Annotated in this window: 22 protein-coding genes and 1 pseudogene; 10 read left to right on the top strand and 13 right to left on the bottom strand. The window is 68.6% G+C overall.

The window, feature by feature from the left end; all coding sequences use genetic code 11:
* Window positions 1-17 precede the first annotated feature (17 nt).
* On the bottom strand, window positions 18-1064 hold the full coding sequence (locus A9Z05_RS15545; protein WP_069618867.1) for an ABC transporter substrate-binding protein: 1047 nt from the start codon (window positions 1062-1064) through the stop codon (window positions 18-20).
* Between the two features lie 266 nt (window positions 1065-1330).
* On the opposite strand from A9Z05_RS15545, the pseudogene A9Z05_RS15540 reads away from it, so the two are divergent.
* Window positions 1331-1660: pseudogene (locus tag A9Z05_RS15540) on the top strand (zinc ribbon domain-containing protein); the annotation flags it as partial.
* 13 nt (window positions 1661-1673) lie between these two features.
* Here A9Z05_RS15540 and A9Z05_RS15535 read toward each other — a convergent pair.
* Genes A9Z05_RS15535 through A9Z05_RS15510 form a run of 6 tightly spaced genes read right to left on the bottom strand, consistent with a single transcriptional unit; the run spans window position 1674 to window position 7458 of the window.
* Window positions 1674-2825 (bottom strand): FAD-binding oxidoreductase, encoded by a 1152-nt coding sequence (locus tag A9Z05_RS15535; protein ID WP_069618865.1) that lies wholly within the window; start codon window positions 2823-2825, stop codon window positions 1674-1676.
* A complete protein-coding gene (locus A9Z05_RS15530) occupies window positions 2818-4260 on the bottom strand; it encodes an NAD(P)/FAD-dependent oxidoreductase (protein WP_069618864.1) in 1443 nt (480 codons plus the stop codon). The genes A9Z05_RS15535 and A9Z05_RS15530 overlap by 8 nt, the downstream gene beginning before the upstream one ends.
* Window positions 4257-4604, bottom strand: a complete 348-nt coding sequence (locus tag A9Z05_RS15525; protein ID WP_069618863.1) for a (2Fe-2S)-binding protein — start codon at window positions 4602-4604, stop codon at window positions 4257-4259. The genes A9Z05_RS15530 and A9Z05_RS15525 overlap by 4 nt, the downstream gene beginning before the upstream one ends.
* Window positions 4604-5398, bottom strand: coding sequence for an ABC transporter permease (locus A9Z05_RS15520; protein WP_069618862.1), 795 nt, complete (start codon window positions 5396-5398; stop codon window positions 4604-4606). Before A9Z05_RS15520 ends, A9Z05_RS15525 begins: the two co-directional genes overlap by 1 nt.
* Window positions 5395-6375, bottom strand: coding sequence for an ABC transporter permease (locus A9Z05_RS15515; protein ID WP_069618861.1), 981 nt, complete (start codon window positions 6373-6375; stop codon window positions 5395-5397). The genes A9Z05_RS15520 and A9Z05_RS15515 overlap by 4 nt, the downstream gene beginning before the upstream one ends.
* The gene (locus A9Z05_RS15510; RefSeq protein WP_069618860.1) at window positions 6376-7458 is read right to left on the bottom strand and encodes an ABC transporter ATP-binding protein; all 1083 of its coding nucleotides are present in this window, start codon (window positions 7456-7458) and stop codon (window positions 6376-6378) included. It lies immediately after the preceding gene.
* Window positions 7459-7752: 294 nt separating this feature from the next.
* On the opposite strand from A9Z05_RS15510, the gene A9Z05_RS15505 reads away from it, so the two are divergent.
* From A9Z05_RS15505 to A9Z05_RS15490, 4 genes are all read left to right on the top strand, one after another.
* The gene (locus A9Z05_RS15505) at window positions 7753-8649 is read left to right on the top strand and encodes an IclR family transcriptional regulator (RefSeq protein WP_069618859.1); all 897 of its coding nucleotides are present in this window, start codon (window positions 7753-7755) and stop codon (window positions 8647-8649) included.
* Between the two features lie 273 nt (window positions 8650-8922).
* A complete protein-coding gene (locus A9Z05_RS15500) occupies window positions 8923-9669 on the top strand; it encodes an SDR family oxidoreductase (RefSeq protein WP_069618858.1) in 747 nt (248 codons plus the stop codon).
* Window positions 9670-9821: 152 nt separating this feature from the next.
* The gene (locus tag A9Z05_RS15495) at window positions 9822-10676 is read left to right on the top strand and encodes a DJ-1/PfpI family protein (RefSeq protein WP_069618857.1); all 855 of its coding nucleotides are present in this window, start codon (window positions 9822-9824) and stop codon (window positions 10674-10676) included.
* A gap of 67 nt (window positions 10677-10743) precedes the next feature.
* A complete protein-coding gene (locus tag A9Z05_RS15490) occupies window positions 10744-11217 on the top strand; it encodes an SgcJ/EcaC family oxidoreductase (RefSeq protein ID WP_069618856.1) in 474 nt (157 codons plus the stop codon).
* A 104-nt stretch (window positions 11218-11321) separates the two neighbouring features.
* Here A9Z05_RS15490 and A9Z05_RS15485 read toward each other — a convergent pair whose 3' ends face one another.
* A complete protein-coding gene (locus A9Z05_RS15485; protein WP_069618855.1) occupies window positions 11322-12269 on the bottom strand; it encodes a GlxA family transcriptional regulator in 948 nt (315 codons plus the stop codon).
* A gap of 161 nt (window positions 12270-12430) precedes the next feature.
* Window positions 12431-12952 carry a GNAT family N-acetyltransferase gene (locus tag A9Z05_RS15480; protein ID WP_069618854.1) on the bottom strand — a complete coding sequence of 174 codons (522 nt, stop codon included), beginning with the start codon at window positions 12950-12952 and terminating at the stop codon, window positions 12431-12433.
* A 234-nt stretch (window positions 12953-13186) separates the two neighbouring features.
* Between A9Z05_RS15480 and A9Z05_RS15475 the strand changes: the two genes are divergently transcribed.
* A complete protein-coding gene (locus A9Z05_RS15475) occupies window positions 13187-13570 on the top strand; it encodes a hypothetical protein (RefSeq protein WP_069618853.1) in 384 nt (127 codons plus the stop codon).
* Between the two features lie 166 nt (window positions 13571-13736).
* Here the strand turns inward: A9Z05_RS15475 and A9Z05_RS15470 are convergent, their stop codons facing one another.
* Window positions 13737-14594 (bottom strand): helix-turn-helix transcriptional regulator, encoded by an 858-nt coding sequence (locus tag A9Z05_RS15470; protein WP_069618852.1) that lies wholly within the window; start codon window positions 14592-14594, stop codon window positions 13737-13739.
* A gap of 95 nt (window positions 14595-14689) precedes the next feature.
* Between A9Z05_RS15470 and A9Z05_RS15465 the strand changes: the two genes are divergently transcribed.
* Window positions 14690-15583 (top strand): SDR family oxidoreductase, encoded by an 894-nt coding sequence (locus A9Z05_RS15465; protein WP_069618851.1) that lies wholly within the window; start codon window positions 14690-14692, stop codon window positions 15581-15583.
* Between the two features lie 59 nt (window positions 15584-15642).
* Here the strand turns inward: A9Z05_RS15465 and A9Z05_RS15460 are convergent, their stop codons facing one another.
* From A9Z05_RS15460 to A9Z05_RS37805, 3 genes are all read right to left on the bottom strand, one after another.
* Complete coding sequence (locus tag A9Z05_RS15460; protein ID WP_069618850.1) at window positions 15643-17022, bottom strand: FAD-containing oxidoreductase; 1380 nt, start codon at window positions 17020-17022, stop codon at window positions 15643-15645.
* A 181-nt stretch (window positions 17023-17203) separates the two neighbouring features.
* Window positions 17204-17782 carry a hypothetical protein gene (locus A9Z05_RS15455; RefSeq protein ID WP_069618849.1) on the bottom strand — a complete coding sequence of 193 codons (579 nt, stop codon included), beginning with the start codon at window positions 17780-17782 and terminating at the stop codon, window positions 17204-17206.
* Window positions 17783-17829: 47 nt separating this feature from the next.
* Window positions 17830-18024 carry a hypothetical protein gene (locus A9Z05_RS37805; protein ID WP_069618848.1) on the bottom strand — a complete coding sequence of 65 codons (195 nt, stop codon included), beginning with the start codon at window positions 18022-18024 and terminating at the stop codon, window positions 17830-17832.
* Window positions 18025-18138: 114 nt separating this feature from the next.
* On the opposite strand from A9Z05_RS37805, the gene A9Z05_RS15445 reads away from it, so the two are divergent.
* The 3 genes from A9Z05_RS15445 to A9Z05_RS15435 form a co-directional block, all read left to right on the top strand.
* The gene (locus A9Z05_RS15445) at window positions 18139-18777 is read left to right on the top strand and encodes a LysE family translocator (RefSeq protein WP_027805824.1); all 639 of its coding nucleotides are present in this window, start codon (window positions 18139-18141) and stop codon (window positions 18775-18777) included.
* 418 nt (window positions 18778-19195) lie between these two features.
* Window positions 19196-19984, top strand: a complete 789-nt coding sequence (locus A9Z05_RS15440; RefSeq protein ID WP_069618847.1) for a DUF3348 domain-containing protein — start codon at window positions 19196-19198, stop codon at window positions 19982-19984.
* A gap of 10 nt (window positions 19985-19994) precedes the next feature.
* Window positions 19995-21556 (top strand): DUF802 domain-containing protein (locus A9Z05_RS15435; protein WP_141723421.1); only part of this gene is annotated, 1562 nt, incomplete at its 3' end.

The following is a 21556-nucleotide window of genomic DNA, read 5'->3' as shown; positions in this document are numbered from 1 at the left end:
GCGCGCGCCTGCGCCCCTTACCGCTCGATCTGCCGGTTCCAGCGCGTATCCCACTGCGCGCGACGCGCGTTGATCGCGGTCCAGTCGACCACCGTCACCTTGCGTACCAGATCATCGACGTTACCGAGGCTCTGCTGCATCGCGGCCGGCATCTTCGCGAGGCGGTTGGTCGGAATCTGCTTGCCGGCCTCGGCCGCCTTCGTCTGCGCGGGCGCGGACAGCAGGAACTGCGCGAGCTTCTGCGCGAGTTGCGGATCGGGATTGTTCGCGACCACGCACAGGTCGACGAGCAGCAGCACCGGGCCTTCCTTCGGGTTCGCATACGCGACGGGGATGCCCTTGTCCTGCAGGTCGCCGACGCCGGTCGGCGTCAGCGGGAACAGGCCGGCCTCGCCGGTCTGCACCATCTCGGAGATCTTCGCCGAGTTCGGGATGTACTCGACGACGTTCGGGCCGACCGTGCTCGCCCACTTGCCGAAGCCGGGCTCGACGTTCTGCTCGTTGCCGCCGAGCAGCCGGTTGATCGCGAGGAAGCCGTGCAGCCCGAACGTGCTGCTCGACGCCGACTGGAACACGACCTTGCCCTTGTATTTCGGATCGGCGAAATCCATCCACGACGTCGGCGGCGCCCAGCCTTTCTCGGCGAACAGCTTCCTGTTGTACGCGATGCCGGTCATTCCGAGCTGCACGCCCGCGCCGACGTCGTCCTTCATCCGCGCGAACGGGTACAGCTCCTTCAGCACCGGCGAATCGTCGAGCTTCTGGCACACGCCGAGGCTCACCGCGCGCGCCATCACGCCGTCGTCGAGGAACGCGACGTGGATCTGCGGCTTGTTGCGGTTCGCGAGCAGCTTCGCGAGCACGTCCGACGACGTGCCGGGCACGATCACCACTTTCACGTTGTTCGCCTTCTCGAAGTCGGGCAGCACCTGGCTCGTATAGGCCTTTTCCATCGGCCCGCCGTTCATGCCGACGTAGATCGTCTTCGTTTGCGCGATCGCGGGCGCGGCGGCGCCTGCCACGCAGAGTGCGGCGGCCGCCGCGATCGTTCCGAGCAGTTTCATCAAAATTTACTCCTGGAAACCCCGGCCTTTCTCCCAAGGGGACTTCCTTTGGGGGTGTGGCGAGGAGTGAAAGGATTGCTGTTGACAGGCAGCTTCTTCCACGGGTTAAGATCACCGGTATGGTTCTTGTCTACAGCTACCGGGTGAAGTCGCTCGACGGTTTGCTGAACGAGCCGCGTAGAGAACTACGTCTGGAACCTCTGCAACGACACGCGGAAGCATGCGCTCAAGTGGAACAAGAGGTGATCGACGGATTCGACTTGAATGGGCTCGTGTCGGCCACGAAACTCGCCAATACCAGGATGGCGAAAAGCGTCTACGACGCGTTCTGGTCGTCTTTCCGGGACAAGCTCTGCTACAAGGCGATTACGCACGGAGCCACGTTCAAGAAAGTCGAAGGAAGCGGTTCTACCCAGTCTTGCTCGGCGTGCGAATCGAAAGACAGCACGACGCGGCTGAAAGGTATCGCAGGACTGCGAATAAGAGAGTGAGCTTGCTGTAGATGTGGTGTCGCACATTATCGTGATACCAATGCTGCGCTGATCATTCTCCGATGCGGACGTGCATCGCCAGCTGTGGGAATCCTTCGCCTTTAGGCGCAGGGGGACGTCAATTTTGGATCTCCTCTTGACGGAAAGGGGCGGTCGGCGCGGCTTGCGGGAAGAAGCGGCCGATCGAGAATGCATCGAGTGGCGTGACGGTTTCGCCGGTGGTGACGAGATCGGCGAGCACGTCGCCGACGCCCGGCGCGAGCAGGAAGCCGCCGCCGGAAAAGCCGAACGCATGCAGCAGATTCGGCGTCGTCCGGCTCGCGCCGATGATCGGGTTGTGGTCGGGTGTGCAGCCTTCGACGCCGCTCCACGTGCGGATCAGCAGTGCGTCGCGCAGCGCGGGCAACAGCGCGCACGCATCGCGCATCACCGCGCGCGTCGTGTCGACCGACGGCTGGCCGAACTCGCCGTCGCCGCGGCCTCGGCCGCCGCCGATCACGCAGTTGCCGCGCGCGACCTGGCGCGCATAGACACCGCCGCCGTACACGCCGAGGTTGTGCGTGATGAATGGCGGCAGCGGTTCGGTCACCCACATGTTCGGGTAGATCGGCTCCATCGGTACGGCCTCGCCGAAGCGTTCGGCGATCGTGTTCGCCCACGCGCCGGCCGAATTGATCAGCCACGTCGCGGTGTGCGCGCGGCCGCCCGCCTGCAAGTGAAAACGTGTGCCGTCGTGATGAACCGTGTCGACAGCAGTGTGCTCGAACACGTCCGCGCCCGCCGCGCGGGCCGCGCGCGCGAACGCGGGCGACACAAGGCGCGGGTTCGCATGGCCGTCGGTCTCGCACAGCGAGCCGCCGAGCGCCGCGCGGCCGAGCCACGGGTAGCGGCGGCGGAACGCGCCGCCGCGCATCAGCCGCAGCGGCAAGCCGTGTTCGCCGGCGAGCACGGCGTATGCGTCGAGCGCGTCGAGATCGGCGTCGCTGCGTGCGAGCCGCAAGTGGCCGGACACGACGAATTCGCCGTCGATGCCGATCAGCTCGGGCAGGCGATCCCAGATGCGCCGTGCACGCAGCGCGAGCGGCAATTGCTCGACCGGGCGGCCCTGGCAGCGCACGCCGCCGTAGTTCACGCCGCTCGCCTGCGCGCCGCAGTCGCGCCGCTCGAACAGCCCGGTGCGCAGTCCGCGGCGCGTGAGCGCGAGCGCGGCCGACGCGCCGACGAGGCCGCCACCGACGATCGCGACGTCGTAATGCCGGATCTCACTCATCGCGCGCCTCGTCGGGAATCGCCGCGACGTCGTCGCCCGCGAGCGCCGCCGAGATCGGAAACGGCTTCACGGGTGGTTGCGCACGCAACCGGCCGACGTCGGCGAGCGGCCGGCCGGTTTCGACGGCCAGCACGAGCGCGGCCGCGTCGCCGCACATGCGGCCCTGGCAGCGGCCCATGCCGACGCGGGTCAGCGCCTTCAGCCGGTTCAATTCGGTCGCCGCGCCGTCGCGCACGCAGCGGCGCAGCGTGCCCGCGTCGATCTCCTCGCAGCGGCACACGATCGTGTCGTCGGGGCAGCGGGCAACCTGTTCGGCCGGCGGCGCGAACGCCGCCTCGAGGCCCGCGCGGAATGCGCCGATGCGGGCGAGCGTGCGGTCGAGCGCCGCCGCGCCGGGCTGGCCGGACGGCGAGCGCGATGCGATGCCGGCATCGTCGAGCAGCGCGAGCGCCGCACGCCGGCCCGACGCTTCGGCCGCGTCCGCGCCCGCGATGCCCGCGCCGTCGCCGGCGACGTAGATGCCACGTACCGACGTGCGACCGGCCGCGTCGCGTTCGGGCAGCCACGCGCGATTGCGCGGGTCGAATTCGAACCGGCAGCCGGCGAGATCGGCGAGCTGCGTTTCGGCGCGCAGGCCGAAGCTGAGGCCGAGCGCATCGCAATCGAGCAGGCGCGGCGACGCGGGCTGTGCGTCGTTGCCGGCGGTGCGCCATGCGAGCCCCGTCACGTGCTGGTCGCCGAGCACGCGCTCGAGCGTGACGCCCGTTTCGATCGCGACGCCATGCGCGCGCAGCCAGCCGTTGTAGTAGAGCCCTTTCGCGAAGATCGACGGCATGCGCAGCAGCGCGGGCGCGGCGGCGGCCTGGCGGCGCAGCGGGCTCGTGTCGAGGACGGCCGCGACGTGTGCACCGGCCTTCGCATACTGGTAAGCGACGAGGTAAAGCAGCGGCCCCGTGCCCGCGAACACGATGCGTCGGCCGATCGCGCAGCCCTGCGCCTTCAGCGCGACCTGCGCGCCGCCGAGCGTATAGACGCCCGCGAGCGTCCAGCCCGGCACGGGCAGCGTGCGATCGGTCGCGCCGCTCGCGACGATCAGGTGCGAGTACGGCACCGTCACTTCGCGGCCGTCCTGCAGCGTGTCGACGCGGCCCATGCCGCATGACCACGCAAGCGTGTTCGGCCGATAGTCGACGTGCGGCAGCAGCGCGGCCATCGTCCGGTGCACCGCGTCGGCCTTCGCGGCCTCGAAGCCGTACAGTGTGCGCTTGCCGCGCACGAACGCGGCGTCGGCCGGCGGTTGACGATAGATCTGTCCGCCCCAGCGCGCGTTCTCGTCGATCACGACCGGGCGCAGCCCGGCGTCGACGAGTGCCTCGGCCGCGCGCACGCCGGCCGGCCCCGCGCCGACGATCACCGGTTGCAGTGCGGCGCTCACGATGCGTCTCCGGTCGCGGCCGGTCGGGCGGTCGTGAGAATCCGCATGCCTTCGGCGATCGGCGTCGAGCACGCGCGCACGCGCGCGCCGGCTTCGGTGCGCACCCAGCAGTCCTGGCACGCGCCGATCAGGCAGAACCCCGCGCGCGGCTGCCCGCTGAATTCGCTGACGCGCACGCGACGCTGCGCGACGAGGATCGCGGTGAGCACGGTGTCGCCGGCAAGCGCGTGCGCGGGGCGGCCGTCGAGCGTGAACGTGACGGCGGCGCGCTCGCGTTCGGCAATGCGCACGAACTGCGCGCCGTCGTCGGCGATGCCGGTGGAACGGGAAACGGGAGTCGTCATCAATGTTGGCCGATCAGGATGCGGTTCAGGCCGTACACGCGATCGAGCAGCAGCATCGCGCCGGCGGTGATGAAGATGACGAGCGCCGACACCGACGCCATCATCGGGTCGATCGATTCGGTCGCGTACATGTACATGCGCACGGGCAGCGTGACCGTCTGCGGCGACGTGACGAAGATCGACATCGTCAGCTCGTCGAAGCTGTTGATGAACGCGAGCAGCCAGCCGCCGGTGATGCCGGGCACGATCATCGGCAGCGTGATGCGGCGGAAGATTGTCCACGGGTCCGCGCCGAGCGAACACGCGGCCTGCTCGATGCTGCGGTCGAGGCCCGCGACGGACGCGAGCACGAGCCGCATCACGAACGGCGTGATGACGATCATGTGCGCGAGCACCAGCCACGCGAACGAGCCGGTCGCGCCGATCAGCGCGAAGAAGCGCAGCAGCGCGATGCCGAGCACGAGGCCGGGGATCACGAGCGGCGACAGCAGCAGCCCGTTCAGGAATGCGCGGCCGGGAAACGTCGCGCGGCCGATCGCGAGGCCGGCCGGCAACGCGATCGCGAGCGACAGCGTCGCCGACGCGAATGCGAGTTTCACGCTGTTGACGAACGCGGTGACGAAGTCGGGATAGTCGAGGATCGCGCGGAACCAGCGCAGCGACACGCCGCGGGTCGGCAGCGTCAGCGTTTCGTCGGGCGTAAACGCGACCAGCACGACGATCGCGAGCGGCGCGAGCACGAACAGGATCACGAGCGTGTGGAAGGCAAGGGCGAAGGGGCCGTTCTTTCTCATCGCGATGCGCCTCCGAGGCTGCGCGCGTAGCGGCGTTCGAGCACGCGGTAGTAGGTGAGCATCACGACGAGGTTCGCGGCGAGCAGCAGCACCGCGATCGTCGCGCCGAGCGGCCAGTTCAGCGAGCCGAGGAATTCGTCGTAGACGGCCGTGGCCGCGACCTTCAGCCGACGGCCGCCGAGCAGGCCCGGAATCGCGAACGCGCTCGCCGACAGCCCGAACACCATCAGGCTGCCCGACAGCACGCCCGGCATCAGTTGCGGCACGACGATGCGGCGCAGCGTCGTGAACGGCGACGCGCCGAGCGACAGCGCCGCGTGTTCGGTCTGCGGATCGAGCCGCTGCAGCGCGGTCCACACCGGAATCACCATGAACGGCAGCATCACGTGCACCAGCGCGATCACGATCGCGAACGTCGTGTATTCGAGCTTGTACGGCCCGAGGCCGACGAGCGCGAGCGCCTGGTTCACGAGGCCGCTGGTGTTCAGCAGCATGCTCCAGCCGAACGCGCGCACGACCACCGACACGAGCAGCGGCGCGAGAATCGCGAGCAGGAACAGCGAACGCCACGGGTCGCGCATCTTCGACAGCACGTACGCCTCCGGCGTGCCGATCGCGACGCAGATCGCGGTCGTCAGCGCGGCGATCCCGAACGTGCGTGCGAAGATCGTGTGGAAGTACGACGAGCCGAGCACTTCCGCGTAGTTGCCGAACTGGAACGCGGCGATCGGGCCGGTGGCCGGGTCGAAGCGGTAGAACGTCAGCACGAACGTCATCGCGAGCGGCACGAGCACGAGCGCGGCGAACAGCGCGAAGGCGGGCGTGCACATCAGCCACAGCGGCGCGTGGGCGCGCCAGCTCGCGCGCGGCGCGTGGCCGCCGACGGCGCGCGGCGACATTGCGTCGGCGGCTGCCGGGGCGGCCGCGAGCCCGGCCGGCGCGCCGTCGGTCGAGAGCGGGCGGGAAGGCTGTCCCATTCAGGCCTCCCGGCGCATCACGCGCACGGCGTCGCTGTGCCAGTCGATGCCGACCGGCGCGCCTTCCGCGAGCGGCTCCGCGCCTTCGTTCTGGCAGCACACGAGCACTTCGCCGAGCGCGCTGTCGACGCGGTACAGCCACTGGCTGCCGAGGAAGAAACGGCTCGTGACGGTCGCGGCGAAGCGGCCGGCGTCGGGCGCGCACAGTCGCAGCTTCTCGGGGCGGATGCAGACCGACACCGCATCGCCGACGCGCATGTCGCGCTCGCGCGGCGGCAGGTGCGCGGTGCGGCCGGTCTCGGCGAGATCGTGCCCGAGGTCGATGCGGATCGCGTGGCCGTCGTGCGCGACGATGGTGCCGGGCAGCAGGTTCGCCTTGCCGATGAACTGCGACACGAAATGATTCTCCGGGCGCTCGTACGCGCGGTACGGCGTATCGGTCTGCGTGATGCGGCCGGCTTCCATCACGACCACGCGGTCGCTGATCGACAGCGCTTCCGACTGATCGTGCGTGACCATGATCGTCGTCGTGCCGATCTTGCGCTGGATTGCGCGCAGCTCGAACTGCATGTCCTCGCGCAGTTTCGCGTCGAGGTTCGACATCGGTTCGTCGAGCAGCAGCACCGGCGGCTCGATCACGACCGCGCGCGCGATCGCCACGCGCTGCCGCTGGCCGCCCGACAGTTCGCGCGGAAAGCGGTGCGCGAGCGCGTCGAGCCGCACGAGCGCCAGCGCCGCGCGGATGCGCTCCGCGCGTTCGGCCTTGTCGACGCCGCGCATGTCGAGACCGAAGCCGACGTTCTCCGCGACGCTCATGTGCGGAAACAGCGCATAGCTCTGGAACACGATACCGAGCCCGCGGCGGTTCGGTTTCAGGTGCGTGATGTCCTGCCCGTCGAGCGCGATGCGCCCGCGCGTGACGTCGACGAAGCCGGCGATCATCTGCAGCGTGGTGGTCTTGCCGCAGCCGGACGGCCCGAGCAGCGACACGAATTCGCCTTGCTCGACCGACAGGTTGACGTCCGCGACGGCGGTGAGCTCGCCGAACGTTTTCGTCAGATCCGTAAGCGTGAGAAACGACATGGGGAGCTCCGGGTTCGCACACCGCATGGCCGGTGCGCCGATGACGCGGACTCTAGCCAGCCATATTTCGGAGCGTCAATTTCGAATTCTGCTGAACGGGATGAATTTCTGAAAAATTCCATTCAATGGAATGAACGCGAAAATCGCCCGCGAATCGTTCCGATGGATGAAGGGCGGCCGACCGGTGAAACGCGCGCGTCAATCCCGTGCACACCCGGATGCCCGCGGATTTTCGGCCGGACGACAATCGGGTCTATCGTATTCCGTTCAATGAAATCGTCGAGGAGAGCCGGCATGCAGGAACCCCATTCGACCGGAACGTCGCCGGCTGCACGGACGCCGCGCCCGGACGAGGACGCCGTCGACCCGGCCGATGCGGCCGGTGCGCCGGGCACCGGCATGCTGCAGCGTGCGTTCGCGATCCTGCGCGCGCTGGCCGGCATGCAGCAGGACGGCGTGCGCGTCACGCATCTGGCGAAAGCCGTCGGCCTCACGCAGGGCACCGCGCACCGGATCCTGCAATCGCTGATCGCCGAAGGGATGGTCGAACAGGACGAGCAGTCGAAGCTGTACCGGCTGAGCGTCGACTTCTTCGCGCTCGCCGCGCTGGCCGGCAACCCGAGCAGCATGCGCACGCTGTGCCGGCCCGCGCTGCTGCGGCTGTGCGCGAGCCTCGGCGAAACCATCTTCCTGCTCGTGAAGAGCGGCTTCGACGCCGTATGTCTCGACCTGTGCGAAGGGCCGTTTCCGATCCGCTCGTTTACCGGCGACATCGGCGGGCGCATCGCGCTCGGCGTCGGGCAGGGCAGCCTCGCGATCCTCGCGTTCCTGCCCGAGGCCGAACGCGAGGAAGTGATCCGTTTCAACGTGCCGCGCATCCGCGGCTACGGCGTGCTCGACGAGGTGTATCTGCGCACGGAGATCGAACGCGTGCGGCAGCTCGGCTACGCGGGCCGCAACAGCGGCGTGCTCGACGGGATGGCCGGCGTCGCGGTGCCGATCCTCGATCGCACCGGTTATCCGGTCGGCGCGCTGAGCGTCGGCACGCTCGCGTCGCGGCTCGGCGACGACCGGATGCCGATGGTCGTCGAACTGCTGCGGCGGCAGGCCGATGCGATCGGACCGCGCACCAATCCGTTCGACGCCGCGTTGCGGCGGCCGATGCACGGGTTATCGGGGAAAACCGTGTAGCCGCGTCGCGCGCTGCCGTTTCATTGGTTCGCGTGCGCAAGCCATTCCCGTCCGGTCAAGGCGCGCAGGGTCCAGTGGCCCTGCGCGCTTTTGTTTTCTTAGCGGCGCTGGCTTGCGCACCTCGAATGACGCTTTTCGAGGGTTATACGACCTTTGAGACATCCGCCTCCCGTTCCATACTGCACGTGAACGATCAGGCCGGAACAAGCATGCGACCACCATCGCGTGTCGCGTATCAGGCCTGCTCACTCACCTCATGAAAAGGAACGGAAGATGCGACTCAAGGGTAAATCGGCGTTGATCACGGGCGGCACCAGCGGTATCGGTCTGGCCACCGCGAAGCTGTTCATTGCGCAAGGCGCGCGCGTCGCGGTGACGGGGCGCGACGAAGCCGTATTCGAGCGCGTGAAGGCGGAGCTCGGCGCGCATGCGGTCGTGCTCAAGGGCGACGTACGGTCACTCGACGACATGCGCGCGATTGCCGCCGCGGTCGACGAGACGTTCGGCGGCCTGGACGTCGTGTTCGCCAACGCGGGCTGGGCTTTCCCGTCCGCCGTCGACGACATCGACGACACGCTCTACAACGACATCATGGACGTCAACGTCAAGGGCGTGGTGTTCACGCTTCAGGCAGCGTTGCCGTACTTGCGCGAAGGTTCGTCGGTGATCCTCAATACCTCGTTCGTCGATCAGACGGGCAAGCATGGCATCTCGTTGACCGCGGCGGCGAAGGCCGCCGTGCGATCGCTGGCCCGCAGCTGGTCGTATGAATTTCTCGACCGGAAAATCCGTTTCAACGCAATCGCGCCCGGCCCGATCGATACGCCGCTGCTTTCGAGGTGGGGCAAGCCCGACGAATGGGTGCGCGACCGCAAGGCCGAATTCGCGGAAGCGAATCCGGCGGGCCGCATGGGCACGGCCGACGATATCGCGTACGCGGCGCTTTATCTGGCCAGCGACGAATCCTCGTACGTCATCGGCACCGAGCTGGTCGTCGACGGCGGTGCGTCGCAGCTTTAAGCCGGCGCGTCACGCTTCCCGAGCCCGGCACGTCGTCCCGGCTCCTCCTCATTCCGATTTCACGTCCGCCACGCCGTTCGCGGTGGCGGTTATTCGATCCGGCCCGGCGGGGTTGCGCTCGCCCATGGGCCGAAGTGCAAGGAGCAATCATCTTGACCGACAGTAGCGATAACCATGCCTCTGCCAGGCAACTCACGCGGGCAGGCCGGTCGCGCCGCGATGTCCTGAAGTTCGGCAGCGCCGCCACGCTCGGCGCCGTATTGGGCGGCGGCGCGTTGCTCGCGCACGCCACGCCTGCGCCGGCGCAGGCGGGCAGCGCCGGGCTGCTCGCGCCGAACGCGCCGCTCGACATCCTGATCGTCAATTACGACGGCGGCACGCTGCTCGACTTCGCGGGCCCCAGCGAGATTTTCCACCGGCTGCCGAATACGAACGTTCGCTATGCGAGCCTCGATGGCGGCAACGTGACGCTCGAATTCGGCGTCGTGTATGGCAAGACCGAACGGCTGGCCGACATCGACAAGACGGACGTGATCCTCGTGCCCGGCGGCTCCGATTTGTCGGCGCCGATGCGACCGGCGTATCAGGCGCAGATCCGGCGTCTGGCGGAAAGCGCGAAACACGTGACGTCGGTGTGCAACGGCTCGCTCGTGCTCGCCGCGACGGGCGTGCTCAACGGCAAGCGCAGCGCGTGCCATTGGGCGTTCGTCAACAAGCTGGCCGAATACGGCGCGATTCCCGTTCCCGATCGCTTCGTCGAAGACGACGACGGCCGCTTCATGAGCGGCGGCGGGGTGACGGCAGGCATCGACTTCGCGCTGCGCGTGGCGGCGAAGCTGCGCGGCCGGCAGGCTGCCGAATACACGCAACTCGTCGTCGAATACGATCCCGACCCGCCGTTCCACTCCGGTCATCCGAGAGATGCTCGGCCCGAACTCGTCGCGATGGTCGACAAGAAGCTGCCCGGCGCATCAAAGGGACTCGCACGCGTTCCCGGCGTCCGCTGACGCGCTTGCCGGCGACGCGTGCAGCGTCGCCGCCTCTTCAATTCAAACCCGATTCGGAATTCATTCGATGCGACAGATTCATCTTTGTACGGCTGCGCTCGCAGCGTGCGTGTCCTTTTTTGCATTCACGGCGCCGGCTGTCGCCGGCGGTGCGCAACGCCTGCCGGAAGCGGCCATCAAGGCCGAAAACGCGCGATGGGCGGATGCGTTCGCGCGAGGCGACTACGACGCGATAGGTCGCCTCTATACCGACGACGGCGCGCTCCTGCCGCCGGGAGGCGACAAGGTCATCGGCCGCCGCGCGATCACCGACTACTTCACGAACGGATATGCGGGATCGAAGCCCGGCACCGTATCGTTCGGCAACTACGAGTTCTACGGTGATGACCGGGTCGTGACGGAGGTATCGGATGCGGAAGTTCGCGACGGTGACGGCAAGCTCAAGGTCCGCGCGAAGCAGACGCTCGTCTTCCTGAAGCAGGGCGGCACGTGGAAGCTGCATCGCGACATGTGGAACGCTTACCCGAGCGTCAAGGATTGACGACGATTATCGACGTCCGGCGAAATGGCGCGTGGCGTAGCCGCGCGCCAATCACCCGTTGGCGAGACGTCGACCCGGCAGCGCGCTGATCGGCCGGCGGTCGGTCAGCGCGCTGCGTTCGATCTGCTCTCGCGTCGAATCGCTTGCGGCGGATGCCCGAGCAGCTTGATGAAGGCGCGGCGCATCCGTTCCGGATCGGTGAAGCCGACCGCCAGCGCAATCTGCTCGATCGGTTCGCTGCCGCCCTGCAGGCGCAGCCTCGCGGCTTCGACGCGCAGGCGCTCGACGGCCCTCGCGGGCGTTTCACCGGTTTCCCGGCGAAAGGCGCGCCCGAACTGCCGCACACTCAGGCTTGCCGCATCGGCGAGCCGCTCGACCGGCAACGTCTCGGCCAGATGTTCCCGCGCGAAATTCAGCGCGATGCGGATGCGATCCGATTCCGGCTCCATCTGCGACATCGCGGAGAACTGCGACTGCCCGCCGGGCCGCCGATACGGAACCACCAGCAGCCGCGAGACCTCGCGCGCAATCTCCGTGCTCATGTCTCGTTCGATCATGCCGAGCGCGAGATCGATGCCGGACGCGATGCCCGCCGACGTCCAGACGCGGCCGTCGACGACATAGATGCTGTCGCCGTCGACCCGCGTGCGAGGGAAGCGCGACTGCAATTGCGCGGCGTAGCGCCAGTGCGTTGCCGCTCTCAAACCGTCGAGCGCGCCGGTTTCAGCAAGCAGAAATGCGCCCGTACACACGCTTGCGACGCGCGACGCCTTGGCGGCCAGTTTGCTCGCGGCGGCGATATTGTCCGATGTCTGCATCCGTGCGATATTGCCGCCGACGAACACGACGGTGTCGAACGCACGCCTTCCGATCGGCTTCGTGTCGATCGAAAGGCCGGTATTGCCGGGAATCGGGCCGCCGGATGGCGAGACGACGTGAAGATCGTAAGGTGTGTGGCCGGCGGCCGTGGCGACTTGATTGAAGGCCGACAATGGTCCCCCGAGATCGAGCGCATCGTAGCCGCGGCAAACGAAGAATCCAATTCGATGCATGACGAAGCGATTGATCGATAACCCCGGAATGGCGGATTTTACCGGGGGACCGTCGAATTGTGTCGTTTGACTCGAAACGAGGGAAAAACGTCGTTTACGCCGTCGTCGATCAACTGTATTCGTGGGTGTCGCACCGATGCGGTGTCGACAGGAAGCGACGATCAGCGACGGTAGATGAACTCCAGATCGGTCGATTCGCCGACCTTGAAATCGTACGTACCGACACGTTTGAAACCCGCCTTCTCGTAGAACGCGATGGCTTTCGCGTTGCCCGACCACACGCCCAGCCATACCGGGCCGGGGCGCGTCGCGGCGAGATACGCGAGCGCGGTGTCGAACAACGCGCGTCCGGCGCCGGTTCCCTGCGTGCCGCGTCGCAGGTAGATCTGATGGATCTCGCCCGAGCCGTCCGCCACTTCCGGGTGCGGCAGCTTGCACGGCCCCGCGTGCGCATACCCGACCAGCGTGCCGCCGTCGCCTTCCGCGACCCACGTGCGGCACTGCGGGTCGCCCAGCTGCTTCGTGATCGCTGCCACCGAGTAGGTGCGGGCTTCGTACTCGGCCAGATCGTCCGGCGGGTAGTCGATGCCGAATCCGTCCTGCAGAAAGGTTTCGCGAAACGTATCGCGCTTCAATTCGGCAAGCGGGACGGCATCGGCCAGGGTTGCAACGCGGATCAACATTGAGCTTTTCTCGGTTCGGTGTCGGGCCGACAGTTTATCGCGGGCGATGTCGAGCAGACGCGTCGGCGCGATCCGGCGGGAAAGCGCCGATTTTGCAGCGCAGCGAAACGCGGCGCGCTTACCCTGCCGCGCACGTAACCAACCGAAACCTCCGGTGCGGCAATCATGCGGACGCCGATGGTTGACCGCCGTCGGACATGCTAGGATTTCCGTCAAACAACTCCGGAGACTGCGATGCCGTTCATCTGCGAAAACGTCGAATGTCGTGCCGTGCTGGCTCGCGGGCAGGTCAGGCCCCATCAGGAGGGGGCGGGCTGGTGCTTCTACTGCCCGGACTGCAACACCCGAAACGAGTTGATGAATGTCGGCACGGTCAGCGGCCCTGTCGAGCTGGTTCAGCCGGAGCGGGCCAGTCCGCCGCACAAGGTCGTCGCGACGGCCCGGCCGCTGGATGACGGTCGATACGCGGCGCAGTTGAGCGTCCAGCGGGCGCTCGCCGTGAAAGGCACCTACGCGGCCGAAGAGCACTGGGATCAGCTCGGCGTATTCGGCGACGCGCAAGAAGCCGTCGCGCATGCGAAGTCTTTCGCCACGGATTTGCTGCAGCGCGCGGCATAGTCGGCACTTTCCGTGAGCGAACCAGGGGCGTCGCGCATTCGTGCGCGACGCCCCTTTGCGTTTTTCGCGCACGTTCGTCAGGGGGCGATATCGAATCGGAAGGATTCCTGCCTGATCCGCTGATACGTGCCGCTCTGAATCAGGCGCGCGAGAAAGCCGTGCGCGGTTACACAGCCGGCGCCTGCGCCGCGCGGGCCTGTTCGCGGGCCCCGACGAGTTCCCGGATCCGCGCGCGGTCGGCCGGCGTGACCGGCGTGAAGATCACGAGGCTCAGGTCCGGGCTGCCGGTGACCGAGAATGCCGAGTATTCAAGCGCGATCCGGCCGGCTTGCGGATGGCGAATCTCCTTCGTGCCTTCGTCGTGCGTACGGATATCGTGGTCGCGCCACATCGCGTCGAATTCGGCGCTGGTCGCGCGCATTTCGTCGACGAACGCCTGCACGCTCCGGGTCGCGCCGCTGCGCGCGACGTCCGCACGAAACGCGCCGACCGCGAACCGCGCGACGCGCTCCCAGTTCGGCTGTGCATGGCGCACACCCGCGTCGACGAAGATCAGCCGCAGGATGTTGCGCGCGGCCGGCGGCAGCGTCGCATAGTCGGTGAGCGTCGCGGCCGCCGCGTCGTTCCACGCGGCGACGTCCCACGTCGCGGTGCGGATGATCGCGGGGCTCGCGTCGAGCGAATCGAGCACGTGCTGCAGGCGCGGCGTCACGCTGGCCGGCGCGTGATAACGCACTTCGGGCGGATGGCCGACGCCGAGCAGGAACAGGTGCTCGCGTTCGGCGTCGTTGAGCATCAGCGCGCGGGCGAGCCGGTCGAGCACGTCGGCCGACGGTGCGCCGCCGCGGCCCTGTTCGAGCCACGTGTACCACGCGGCGCTCACGTGCGCGCGCTGCGCGACTTCCTCGCGCCGCAGGCCCGGCGTGCGGCGGCGCGTGGCCGGCAGCCCGAGCGCGGCCGGGTCGAGTTTCTCGCGGCGGTCCCGCAGGTACGCGCCGAGCAGATTGTCGGGAGCGTCAGCCATATCCTGTTAGTTCGTTTACTAGTAAACCGTCACGACTTCACCGCGAGCGGCCATCGACAGATAGTAAGCCTCCATTTCATCCGGAGGTGCTGAACATGCGTGTCTTTGTTACGGGAGCGTCGGGATTCATCGGCTCGGCCGTCGTCGCCGAACTCGTGGCCGCCGGGCACTCGGTGCTCGGGCTCGCGCGGTCCGATGCGGCCGCGGCGGCGGTCGCCGCGGTCGGGGCCGACGTCCATCGCGGGTCGCTGGAGGATCTCGACAGCCTGACGCGCGGCGCCGACGCCGCCGACGCGGTGATCCACACGGGATTCAATCACGATTTCTCGCGCTTCGCGCAGAACTGCGAACTCGACCGCCGCGCGATCGAGACGATCGGCGCGGTACTCGCCGGCTCGGCGCGGCCGCTCGTCGTCACGTCCGGCCTTGCGCTCGTCGCGCCCGGTCGCGCGGCGACGGAGGACGATCCGCACGTGCCGGTGTCGGCGCACTATCCGCGCGCATCCGAAGCGACCGCGGTCGCGCTCGAGGCGCGCGGCGTGCATGCGTCGGTCGTGCGCCTGCCGCCGTCCGTGCACGGCGACGGCGATCACGGCTTCGTGCCGCGCCTGATTGCGTTCGCGAGGGAGAAGGGCGCATCGGCGTTCGTCGGCGACGGCGCGAACCGCTGGCCGGCCGTGCACCGGCTCGACGCGGCGCGCGTGTACCGGCTCGCGATCGAACGCGGCGCGGCCGGCGCGCGCTATCACGCAGTCGACGATACGGGCGTGCCGTTCCGGGAGATCGCCGAGGTGATCGGCCGGCGGCTGAACGTGCCGGTCGTCGCGAAGTCGGCGGCGGAGGCCGGCGAGCACTTCGGCTGGTTCGCGATATTTGCGGGGATGGATGCGCCCGCAACCAGCGAGCGCACGCGGGCATCGCTCGGCTGGGCGCCGACGCAGCCGCGGCTGCTGGCCGATATCGACCGGCCGCGGTATTTCGAAAGCTGACGGGCGGCGCGCGCCGTGGCGAACACCCCTCCACGTCGCGGCCGCCCGCCTGCCGTGCGTCACTCGACCGGATGCAGGTCCTGCAGCAGCGTCGGCAGCAGCTCGGACACGGTCGGGTGGATATGCATCGCGCGGCTGATCGTCGTGTACGGCGCGCCGGCGGCCATCACGTCGAGGATCCCGTGCACGACCTCGTCGCCGGTCACGCCGAGGATCGACGCGCCGAGGATCGCATGGTTGTCCGCGTCGACGATCACCTTCATGAAGCCCTGGCTCTCGCCTTTCTCGACCGCCCGGCCGACGCGCGTCATCGGGCGCGTGCCGACCAGCAGCCGGCGGCCCGTCTGCTTCGCTTCCGCGAGCGTCATGCCGACGCGGCCGAGCGGCGGATCGATGTACATCGCATAGGCCGTGATGCGGTCGGACACCTTGCGCGGATCGTCGTCGAGCAGGTTCGCCGCGACGATCTCGTAGTCGTTGTACGCGGTGTGCGTGAACGCGCCGCGCCCGTTGCAGTCGCCGAGCGCCCAGACGCCCGGCACGTTGGTGCGCAACTGTTCATCGACGGTGATGTAGCCGCGCGCGTCGGTGTCGATACCCGCGCGGTCGAGCCCCAGATCGTCGGTGTTCGGCACGCGCCCGACCGCGAGCAGCAGGTGCGAGCCCGCGACTTCGCGGCCGCCGCCCGCGCAGTCGAGGCCGACGACGATGCCGTCGCCGTCGCGGCGCGCGCTCAGGCAGTTCGCGTCGAGTTGCACGTCGATCCCTTCCTTTTCGAGGATCTCGCGCACGGCCTGCGATACGTCTTCGTCCTCGCGGCGAATCAGGCGTGTGCCCTTCTCGACGATCGTGACCTTCGAGCCGAAGCGGCGGTACATCTGGCCGAATTCGAGCCCCACGTAGCTGCCGCCGACGATCACGAGATGGTCGGGCAGGAAGTCGACGTCCATCATCGTCGAGTTGGTCAGGTACGGCACCGAGTCGAGGCCGGGCATCGCGGGCACCTGCGCGCGTCCGCCGACGTTGATGAAGATGCGTTCGGCTTCGAGCACGTCATCGCCCACGCGCACCGCGTTCGCGCGTTCGAAGCGGGCATGACCCTGAAAGACGGTCGTGTTGTCGAGGCCGCGCACCCATTGCTCGACGCCGTGGTTCGAGCGGCCCGAGATCTGGTCCTTGCGCGCCTTCACCGCTTTCATGTCGACGGTGACGGGGCCGCCGACCGACACGCCGTATTCGCCGGCGCGTCGTGCAAGCTGCGCGGCGTACGCGCTCGCGATCAGCGTCTTGGTCGGGATGCAGCCGGTGTTCACGCAGGTGCCGCCGAAGCGGCCGCGCTCGACGATCGCGACTTTCATGCCGGCGCCGGCGAGCCGCGCGGCGAGCGGCGGCCCGGCCTGGCCGGTGCCGATGACGATCGCATCGAAGTGTTGCGTCATGACGTCCTCCTGTGCGGGGGCAACGAGGAAAGGGGTAGGCGCAAGCCGCATGCCGTGCCGGCGGTCGCGCGGGCGACGAGCGCCTATGGTAGACCTGTTGGCCGGACGCCGCGAGCGGCGGGCGGACCGCGCGTCGCGTTGAAAACCGGCACCGCCGCGGGCGTGGATGCGTACCGGGCGGCTAGTCGTTGCGTTTCCACTGCCCGAACGACACCGGCCGGTGCGCGTCGGCCCGCGTGACGGTGACGTGGTCGGGCTTGTCGTCGAGCGGAAACGATTCGGTGACGATCCGGTTCGAAAAGAGCCAGCCGCGCGTGCGCGGGTCGTAGCGGAACGTGATGTAGTCGGTCCAGTGCTGCCCGCACGCGACGAAGTTCTGCACGGTGAAATAGCGGCCCTTCACCGACAAGCCGTTGTCGGCCGCGTCTTCAGGATCGAACGGATCGCACTGGCCGCCTTCGTTCGCGCGCAGTACGACCTGGTCGTTGCGGGCGGCGAGCCGGTAGGTGCGGTCGGCCTGTTCTTCATAGATCAGCAGCGGGCGCGGCGACGGCTGATCGCGCGTGTCGACCGCGCGATGCACGACGACGAGAAAGCTGTGCCGTCCGTTGTCGAGATCGGGGCCGGCTTGCGCGAGCAGCGGCTGGTAGCCGGGCGGCAGTTGCGCGGCGATCGACTTCGGCAGGGTGTCGGCGCGGGCGCCGAACGAGAGGGCCGCGAGCAGTGGGAGCAGCAGGATGGAAAGGCGAAGAGCGCGCATGGCGGGCGGTCCGGTCGAAAAGATGAATGACGATCAGCCGCGCGGCGTTACAGATCGCGCCCGGGAAATTCAGCGCCAGACGCCGGATTTCGGAGCGCATAGTCCTGGAATTCGACGCTGGCGGTCGGGCCCGCGACGTACTCGCGAAAGATCGCTGCGACGGCGGCGGCAGCGTCGGGATGGCGGGCGGCGCGGATCTCGATCATGGGGCGGCGCGGAATGACGGGAAAGAGGGCCAGCATAGCAGCGCACGGCCGCTTTCGGCCATGCGCGAAGCGTGCCAGAATCGGCGCTCCGACCGTCGGAAACGACACGCAGGCGCCGGCGCAGCGGCGTCGCTGATCAAGGAGACTTCGATGACCGCATCGGCTGCCGTACTTGCCATCCTGGCTGCGCTGTTTCTCGGCGCGATGATTCCGGGGCCGAGCTTCGTGCTGGTGGCCCGCAATTCGATCGGGCTGTCGCGCCGCGACGGACTCGCCACCGCGCTCGGCATGGGGATCGGCGGCATCGTGTTCGGCGGCGTCGCGCTGGCCGGGCTCTACACGCTGCTGCAGGCCGTCGAATGGCTGTATGTGGGCCTCAAGGTCGCGGGCGGCGTGTACCTGATCTACATGGCGTCGAAGATCTGGCGCGGCGCCGACCGGCCGATCGCGATGGACGATCCGCAGGCGATGGCCGGCGGCAGCGCGCGCAAGTCGTTCTGGACCGGCCTCACGACCCAGCTCAGCAACCCGAAGACGGCTATCTGGTACGGCAGCATTTTTGCGGCGCTGCTCCCGCAGCATCCGCCGCTGTGGTGCTACCTCGTGCTGCCGCCGCTCGTGTTCGCGGTCGAATTCGGCTGGTACACGCTCGTCGCACTGTGCTTTTCGACGCGCCGGCCGCGCGAACTCTACCTGCGCGCGAAGAAATGGGTCGACCGCATCGCGGCCGGCGCGATCACGCTGCTCGGGCTGCGGCTGATCCTGAATGCGCCGAAAGCGGGGATCTGAGCGCTTCTTTATCGGCACGTGGCGGCGGCCGGCCATGGCCGTCGCCGGTTAGCGGCGGAAACCGCCCCGGCCGCTCGCCCGAGCGCCCGCCGGCGTCCCGAATTCCATGATTACCGGTTCATCGTTCGGCCATGGTCGGGCGCGTCTTGCGGAATGCCCGCACCCGTCGCGGCGGCTCGGCCCCTTCGTCGTTCATGCCGGGTCGGCACTGCACACACACGACGCATGACTTCCCGATGGCGCGGCCGCTCGCCGGCCGCCGCCGACCGTGTTTCCCGCCCCTCCCACCGCCCGCCGAGCCTTGCGTGACGGGCGTTCCCGTCTGTCGCGCGGCACGCCGGACCGCGCCGCTTCCCCGATTCTGGCGGTCCAGCGCCCGACGACGTGTAAACTGCTGCCTTTTTTGACGGTTTGCAGCATGGTGCAAGCATCTCCGCGCCCGGCGTTGAGCGGTCCGACGCTCGTCCGGCTGCTCGCGCGCCTGGCCGATGCCGACGTCGCGGAATCCCGGCAGACGCTGTCCGACCGGCTGAGCCAGTGGCTCGGCTGGACCGACGCGATCACGCTGTCGTCCGCGCTGAATGCGAGCCCGCCGGGCGTCGCGGCCGGCGTGCGCGGCTACGACGCCGAGCGCGACTGCGCGCGGGTGCGCCACGACCTCGCGCAGGCGATCACGGCCACCAACCGGCAGCGGGCGCGGCGCCGGCCCGGCGATCTGCCGCCGCCGGCCGCCGATACGGCCGATTTCGCGGACTTTCGCCAACGTTATCTGACCCTCCAGCAGGACATGGAAACGGCGATCGGCCAGTTGCGCGGCCGCCTGCGCGTCGCGCTCGCCGCGCGCTCGTCCGGGATGGCGCGGCTCGCGACGCTCGACACGATCATGGAGCGCGTGCTCGGCGCGCGCGAGCGCAGCCTGCTGTCGGCCGTGCCCGCGCTGCTCGGCACGCGCTTCGCGCGGCTGCGCGAAGCGGAGCGGCAGGCGCTGGCCGAGGCCGAAGCTGCGGTCGCTGCTGCGCCCGACGCCGCCGACGCATCGGCTCCGGCCGATGAAGGCCCGGTGGCCGATACCCCGACCGTCGCGGCGATCGTGCCCGGCGCATGGCTCGATACGTTTCGCGACGAGATGCAAAGCATCCTGCTTGCCGAACTCGAAGTCCGGTTTCAAACGGTAGACGGGCTGCTCGCGGCCCTTCGCACCTGCTAATCAACACGCTATGTCCAGAATTCGCCTTGATCTCGTTGTCTTCGTCGCCGGGCTGCTCGCTGTGGGCTGGATCGGTGCCGGCTATGTCGCGTCGAACCCGCTGGCGGCGGCCGTCACGCTGCTGATCGGCGCGTGCTACGTCGCCGGCGCATGGGAGCTACTGCGCTACCGGCAGGCGACCGCCACGCTGTCGCGCGCGGTCGCCGGCCTGACCGAGCCGCCCGCGAAGCTCGACACGTGGCTCGACACGCTGCATCCGGGCCTGCGCGGCGCGGTGCGCGCCCGCGTCGAAGGCGCGCGCGTCGCGCTGCCGGGCCCGGCGCTCACGCCTTACCTCGTCGGCCTGCTGGTGCTGCTCGGCATGCTCGGCACGCTGCTCGGGATGGTCGTCACGCTGAAGGGCACGGGCGCCGCGCTCGAAAGCGCGACCGATCTCGATGCGATCCGCGCGTCGCTGATCGCGCCGGTGAAGGGGCTCGGGTTCGCGTTCGGCACGTCGATCGCCGGCGTCGCGACGTCCGCGATGCTCGGGCTGTTGTCCGCGCTCGTGCGCCGCGAGCGGATCGACGCGGCCCAGCAGCTCGACGCGAAGATCGCGACGACGCTGCGCGTGCATTCGTCCGCGCACCAGCGCGACGAATCGTTCCGGCTGCTGCAGCGGCAGGCCGACGTGATGCCGGCGCTGGTCGACCGGTTGCAGACGATGATGACGACGCTCGAGGCGCGCAGCGTCGCGTTGCACGATCGTCAGCTCGAAAGCCAGCAGGCGTTTTTCGACCGGACCGAGCGGGCGTATGCGGGCCTGGCGTCGAACGTCGGCGACGCGCTGAAGGAAAGCGCCGCCGAAAGCGCGCGCGTGGCCGGTGCCGCGTTGCAGCCGGTCGTCGCCGCGACGATGGCGGGGCTCGCGCAGGAGATGGCCGCGCTGCGCGATACCGTGACGGGCGCGGTGCAGCGTCAGCTCGACGGTCTGACGGACGGCTTCGAGAAGACCACCGGCAACGTGACGGCTGTCTGGAACCGCGCGATCGACGAACAACGTCAGGCGGGCAACGCCGTCGCGCAGCAGTTGCAGACGACGCTCGGCCAGTTCACCGACACGTTCGCGCAGCGTTCGTCGGCTCTGCTCGACGGCGTCGCGGCGCGTCTCGAATCGACGGAAGGCCGCCTGTCGGACGCATGGCGCGACGCGCTGGCGCGCCAGGAGCAGGTTGGCGAGACGCTGGCCGGCCAGCATGCGCGCGCGCTGGGTGAGGCCGCCGCGACGTTCGAACGCCATTCGGCCGCGACGCTCGCCGCGATGCAGGAGTCGCATGCCGGTCTGCAATCGCAACTCGCCGCACGCGACGAAGAGCGTCTGTCGGCGTGGAACGATTCGTTGGCCGCGATGGCCGCGAAGCTGGGCGACGAATGGCAGCGTGCGGGCGCGCATAGTGCGGGCCGTCAGCAGGAAATCTGCGACGCGCTGGCGCAAACGACGCGTGACCTTGCTGCACAGGCGTCGACGTTCGAACAACGCTCGAACGACCTGCTGTCGACGATTCGCGATTCGCACACCGGTCTGCAATCGCA

Source organism: Burkholderia sp. A2 (genome assembly GCF_001729305.1).
Taxonomy (GTDB): Bacteria; Pseudomonadota; Gammaproteobacteria; order Burkholderiales; family Burkholderiaceae; genus Burkholderia; species Burkholderia sola.
Note: the sequence above shows the minus strand (reverse complement) of the source record. Positions and strands in the feature narration are given on the sequence as shown.

What these genes read in the sequence shown, in the direction of transcription:
- A9Z05_RS37805 (WP_069618848.1), bottom strand. Translation starts at nt 18,024, where the DNA reads ATGCTGGCCCTCTTTCCCGTCATTCCGCGCCGCCCCATGATCGAGATC.
- A9Z05_RS15480 (WP_069618854.1), bottom strand. Translation starts at nt 12,952, where the DNA reads ATGTTGATCCGCGTTGCAACCCTGGCCGATGCCGTCCCGCTTGCCGAA.
- A9Z05_RS15535 (WP_069618865.1), bottom strand. Translation starts at nt 2,825, where the DNA reads ATGAGTGAGATCCGGCATTACGACGTCGCGATCGTCGGTGGCGGCCTC.
- A9Z05_RS15490 (WP_069618856.1), top strand. Translation starts at nt 10,744, where the DNA reads ATGCGACAGATTCATCTTTGTACGGCTGCGCTCGCAGCGTGCGTGTCC.
- A9Z05_RS15500 (WP_069618858.1), top strand. Translation starts at nt 8,923, where the DNA reads ATGCGACTCAAGGGTAAATCGGCGTTGATCACGGGCGGCACCAGCGGT.
- A9Z05_RS15445 (WP_027805824.1), top strand. Translation starts at nt 18,139, where the DNA reads ATGACCGCATCGGCTGCCGTACTTGCCATCCTGGCTGCGCTGTTTCTC.
- A9Z05_RS15515 (WP_069618861.1), bottom strand. Translation starts at nt 6,375, where the DNA reads ATGGGACAGCCTTCCCGCCCGCTCTCGACCGACGGCGCGCCGGCCGGG.
- A9Z05_RS15440 (WP_069618847.1), top strand. Translation starts at nt 19,196, where the DNA reads ATGGTGCAAGCATCTCCGCGCCCGGCGTTGAGCGGTCCGACGCTCGTC.
- A9Z05_RS15510 (WP_069618860.1), bottom strand. Translation starts at nt 7,458, where the DNA reads ATGTCGTTTCTCACGCTTACGGATCTGACGAAAACGTTCGGCGAGCTC.
- A9Z05_RS15485 (WP_069618855.1), bottom strand. Translation starts at nt 12,269, where the DNA reads ATGCATCGAATTGGATTCTTCGTTTGCCGCGGCTACGATGCGCTCGAT.
- A9Z05_RS15470 (WP_069618852.1), bottom strand. Translation starts at nt 14,594, where the DNA reads ATGGCTGACGCTCCCGACAATCTGCTCGGCGCGTACCTGCGGGACCGC.
- A9Z05_RS15505 (WP_069618859.1), top strand. Translation starts at nt 7,753, where the DNA reads ATGCAGGAACCCCATTCGACCGGAACGTCGCCGGCTGCACGGACGCCG.
- A9Z05_RS15455 (WP_069618849.1), bottom strand. Translation starts at nt 17,782, where the DNA reads ATGCGCGCTCTTCGCCTTTCCATCCTGCTGCTCCCACTGCTCGCGGCC.
- A9Z05_RS15475 (WP_069618853.1), top strand. Translation starts at nt 13,187, where the DNA reads ATGCCGTTCATCTGCGAAAACGTCGAATGTCGTGCCGTGCTGGCTCGC.
- A9Z05_RS15465 (WP_069618851.1), top strand. Translation starts at nt 14,690, where the DNA reads ATGCGTGTCTTTGTTACGGGAGCGTCGGGATTCATCGGCTCGGCCGTC.
- A9Z05_RS15520 (WP_069618862.1), bottom strand. Translation starts at nt 5,398, where the DNA reads ATGAGAAAGAACGGCCCCTTCGCCCTTGCCTTCCACACGCTCGTGATC.
- A9Z05_RS15525 (WP_069618863.1), bottom strand. Translation starts at nt 4,604, where the DNA reads ATGACGACTCCCGTTTCCCGTTCCACCGGCATCGCCGACGACGGCGCG.
- A9Z05_RS15545 (WP_069618867.1), bottom strand. Translation starts at nt 1,064, where the DNA reads ATGAAACTGCTCGGAACGATCGCGGCGGCCGCCGCACTCTGCGTGGCA.
- A9Z05_RS15460 (WP_069618850.1), bottom strand. Translation starts at nt 17,022, where the DNA reads ATGACGCAACACTTCGATGCGATCGTCATCGGCACCGGCCAGGCCGGG.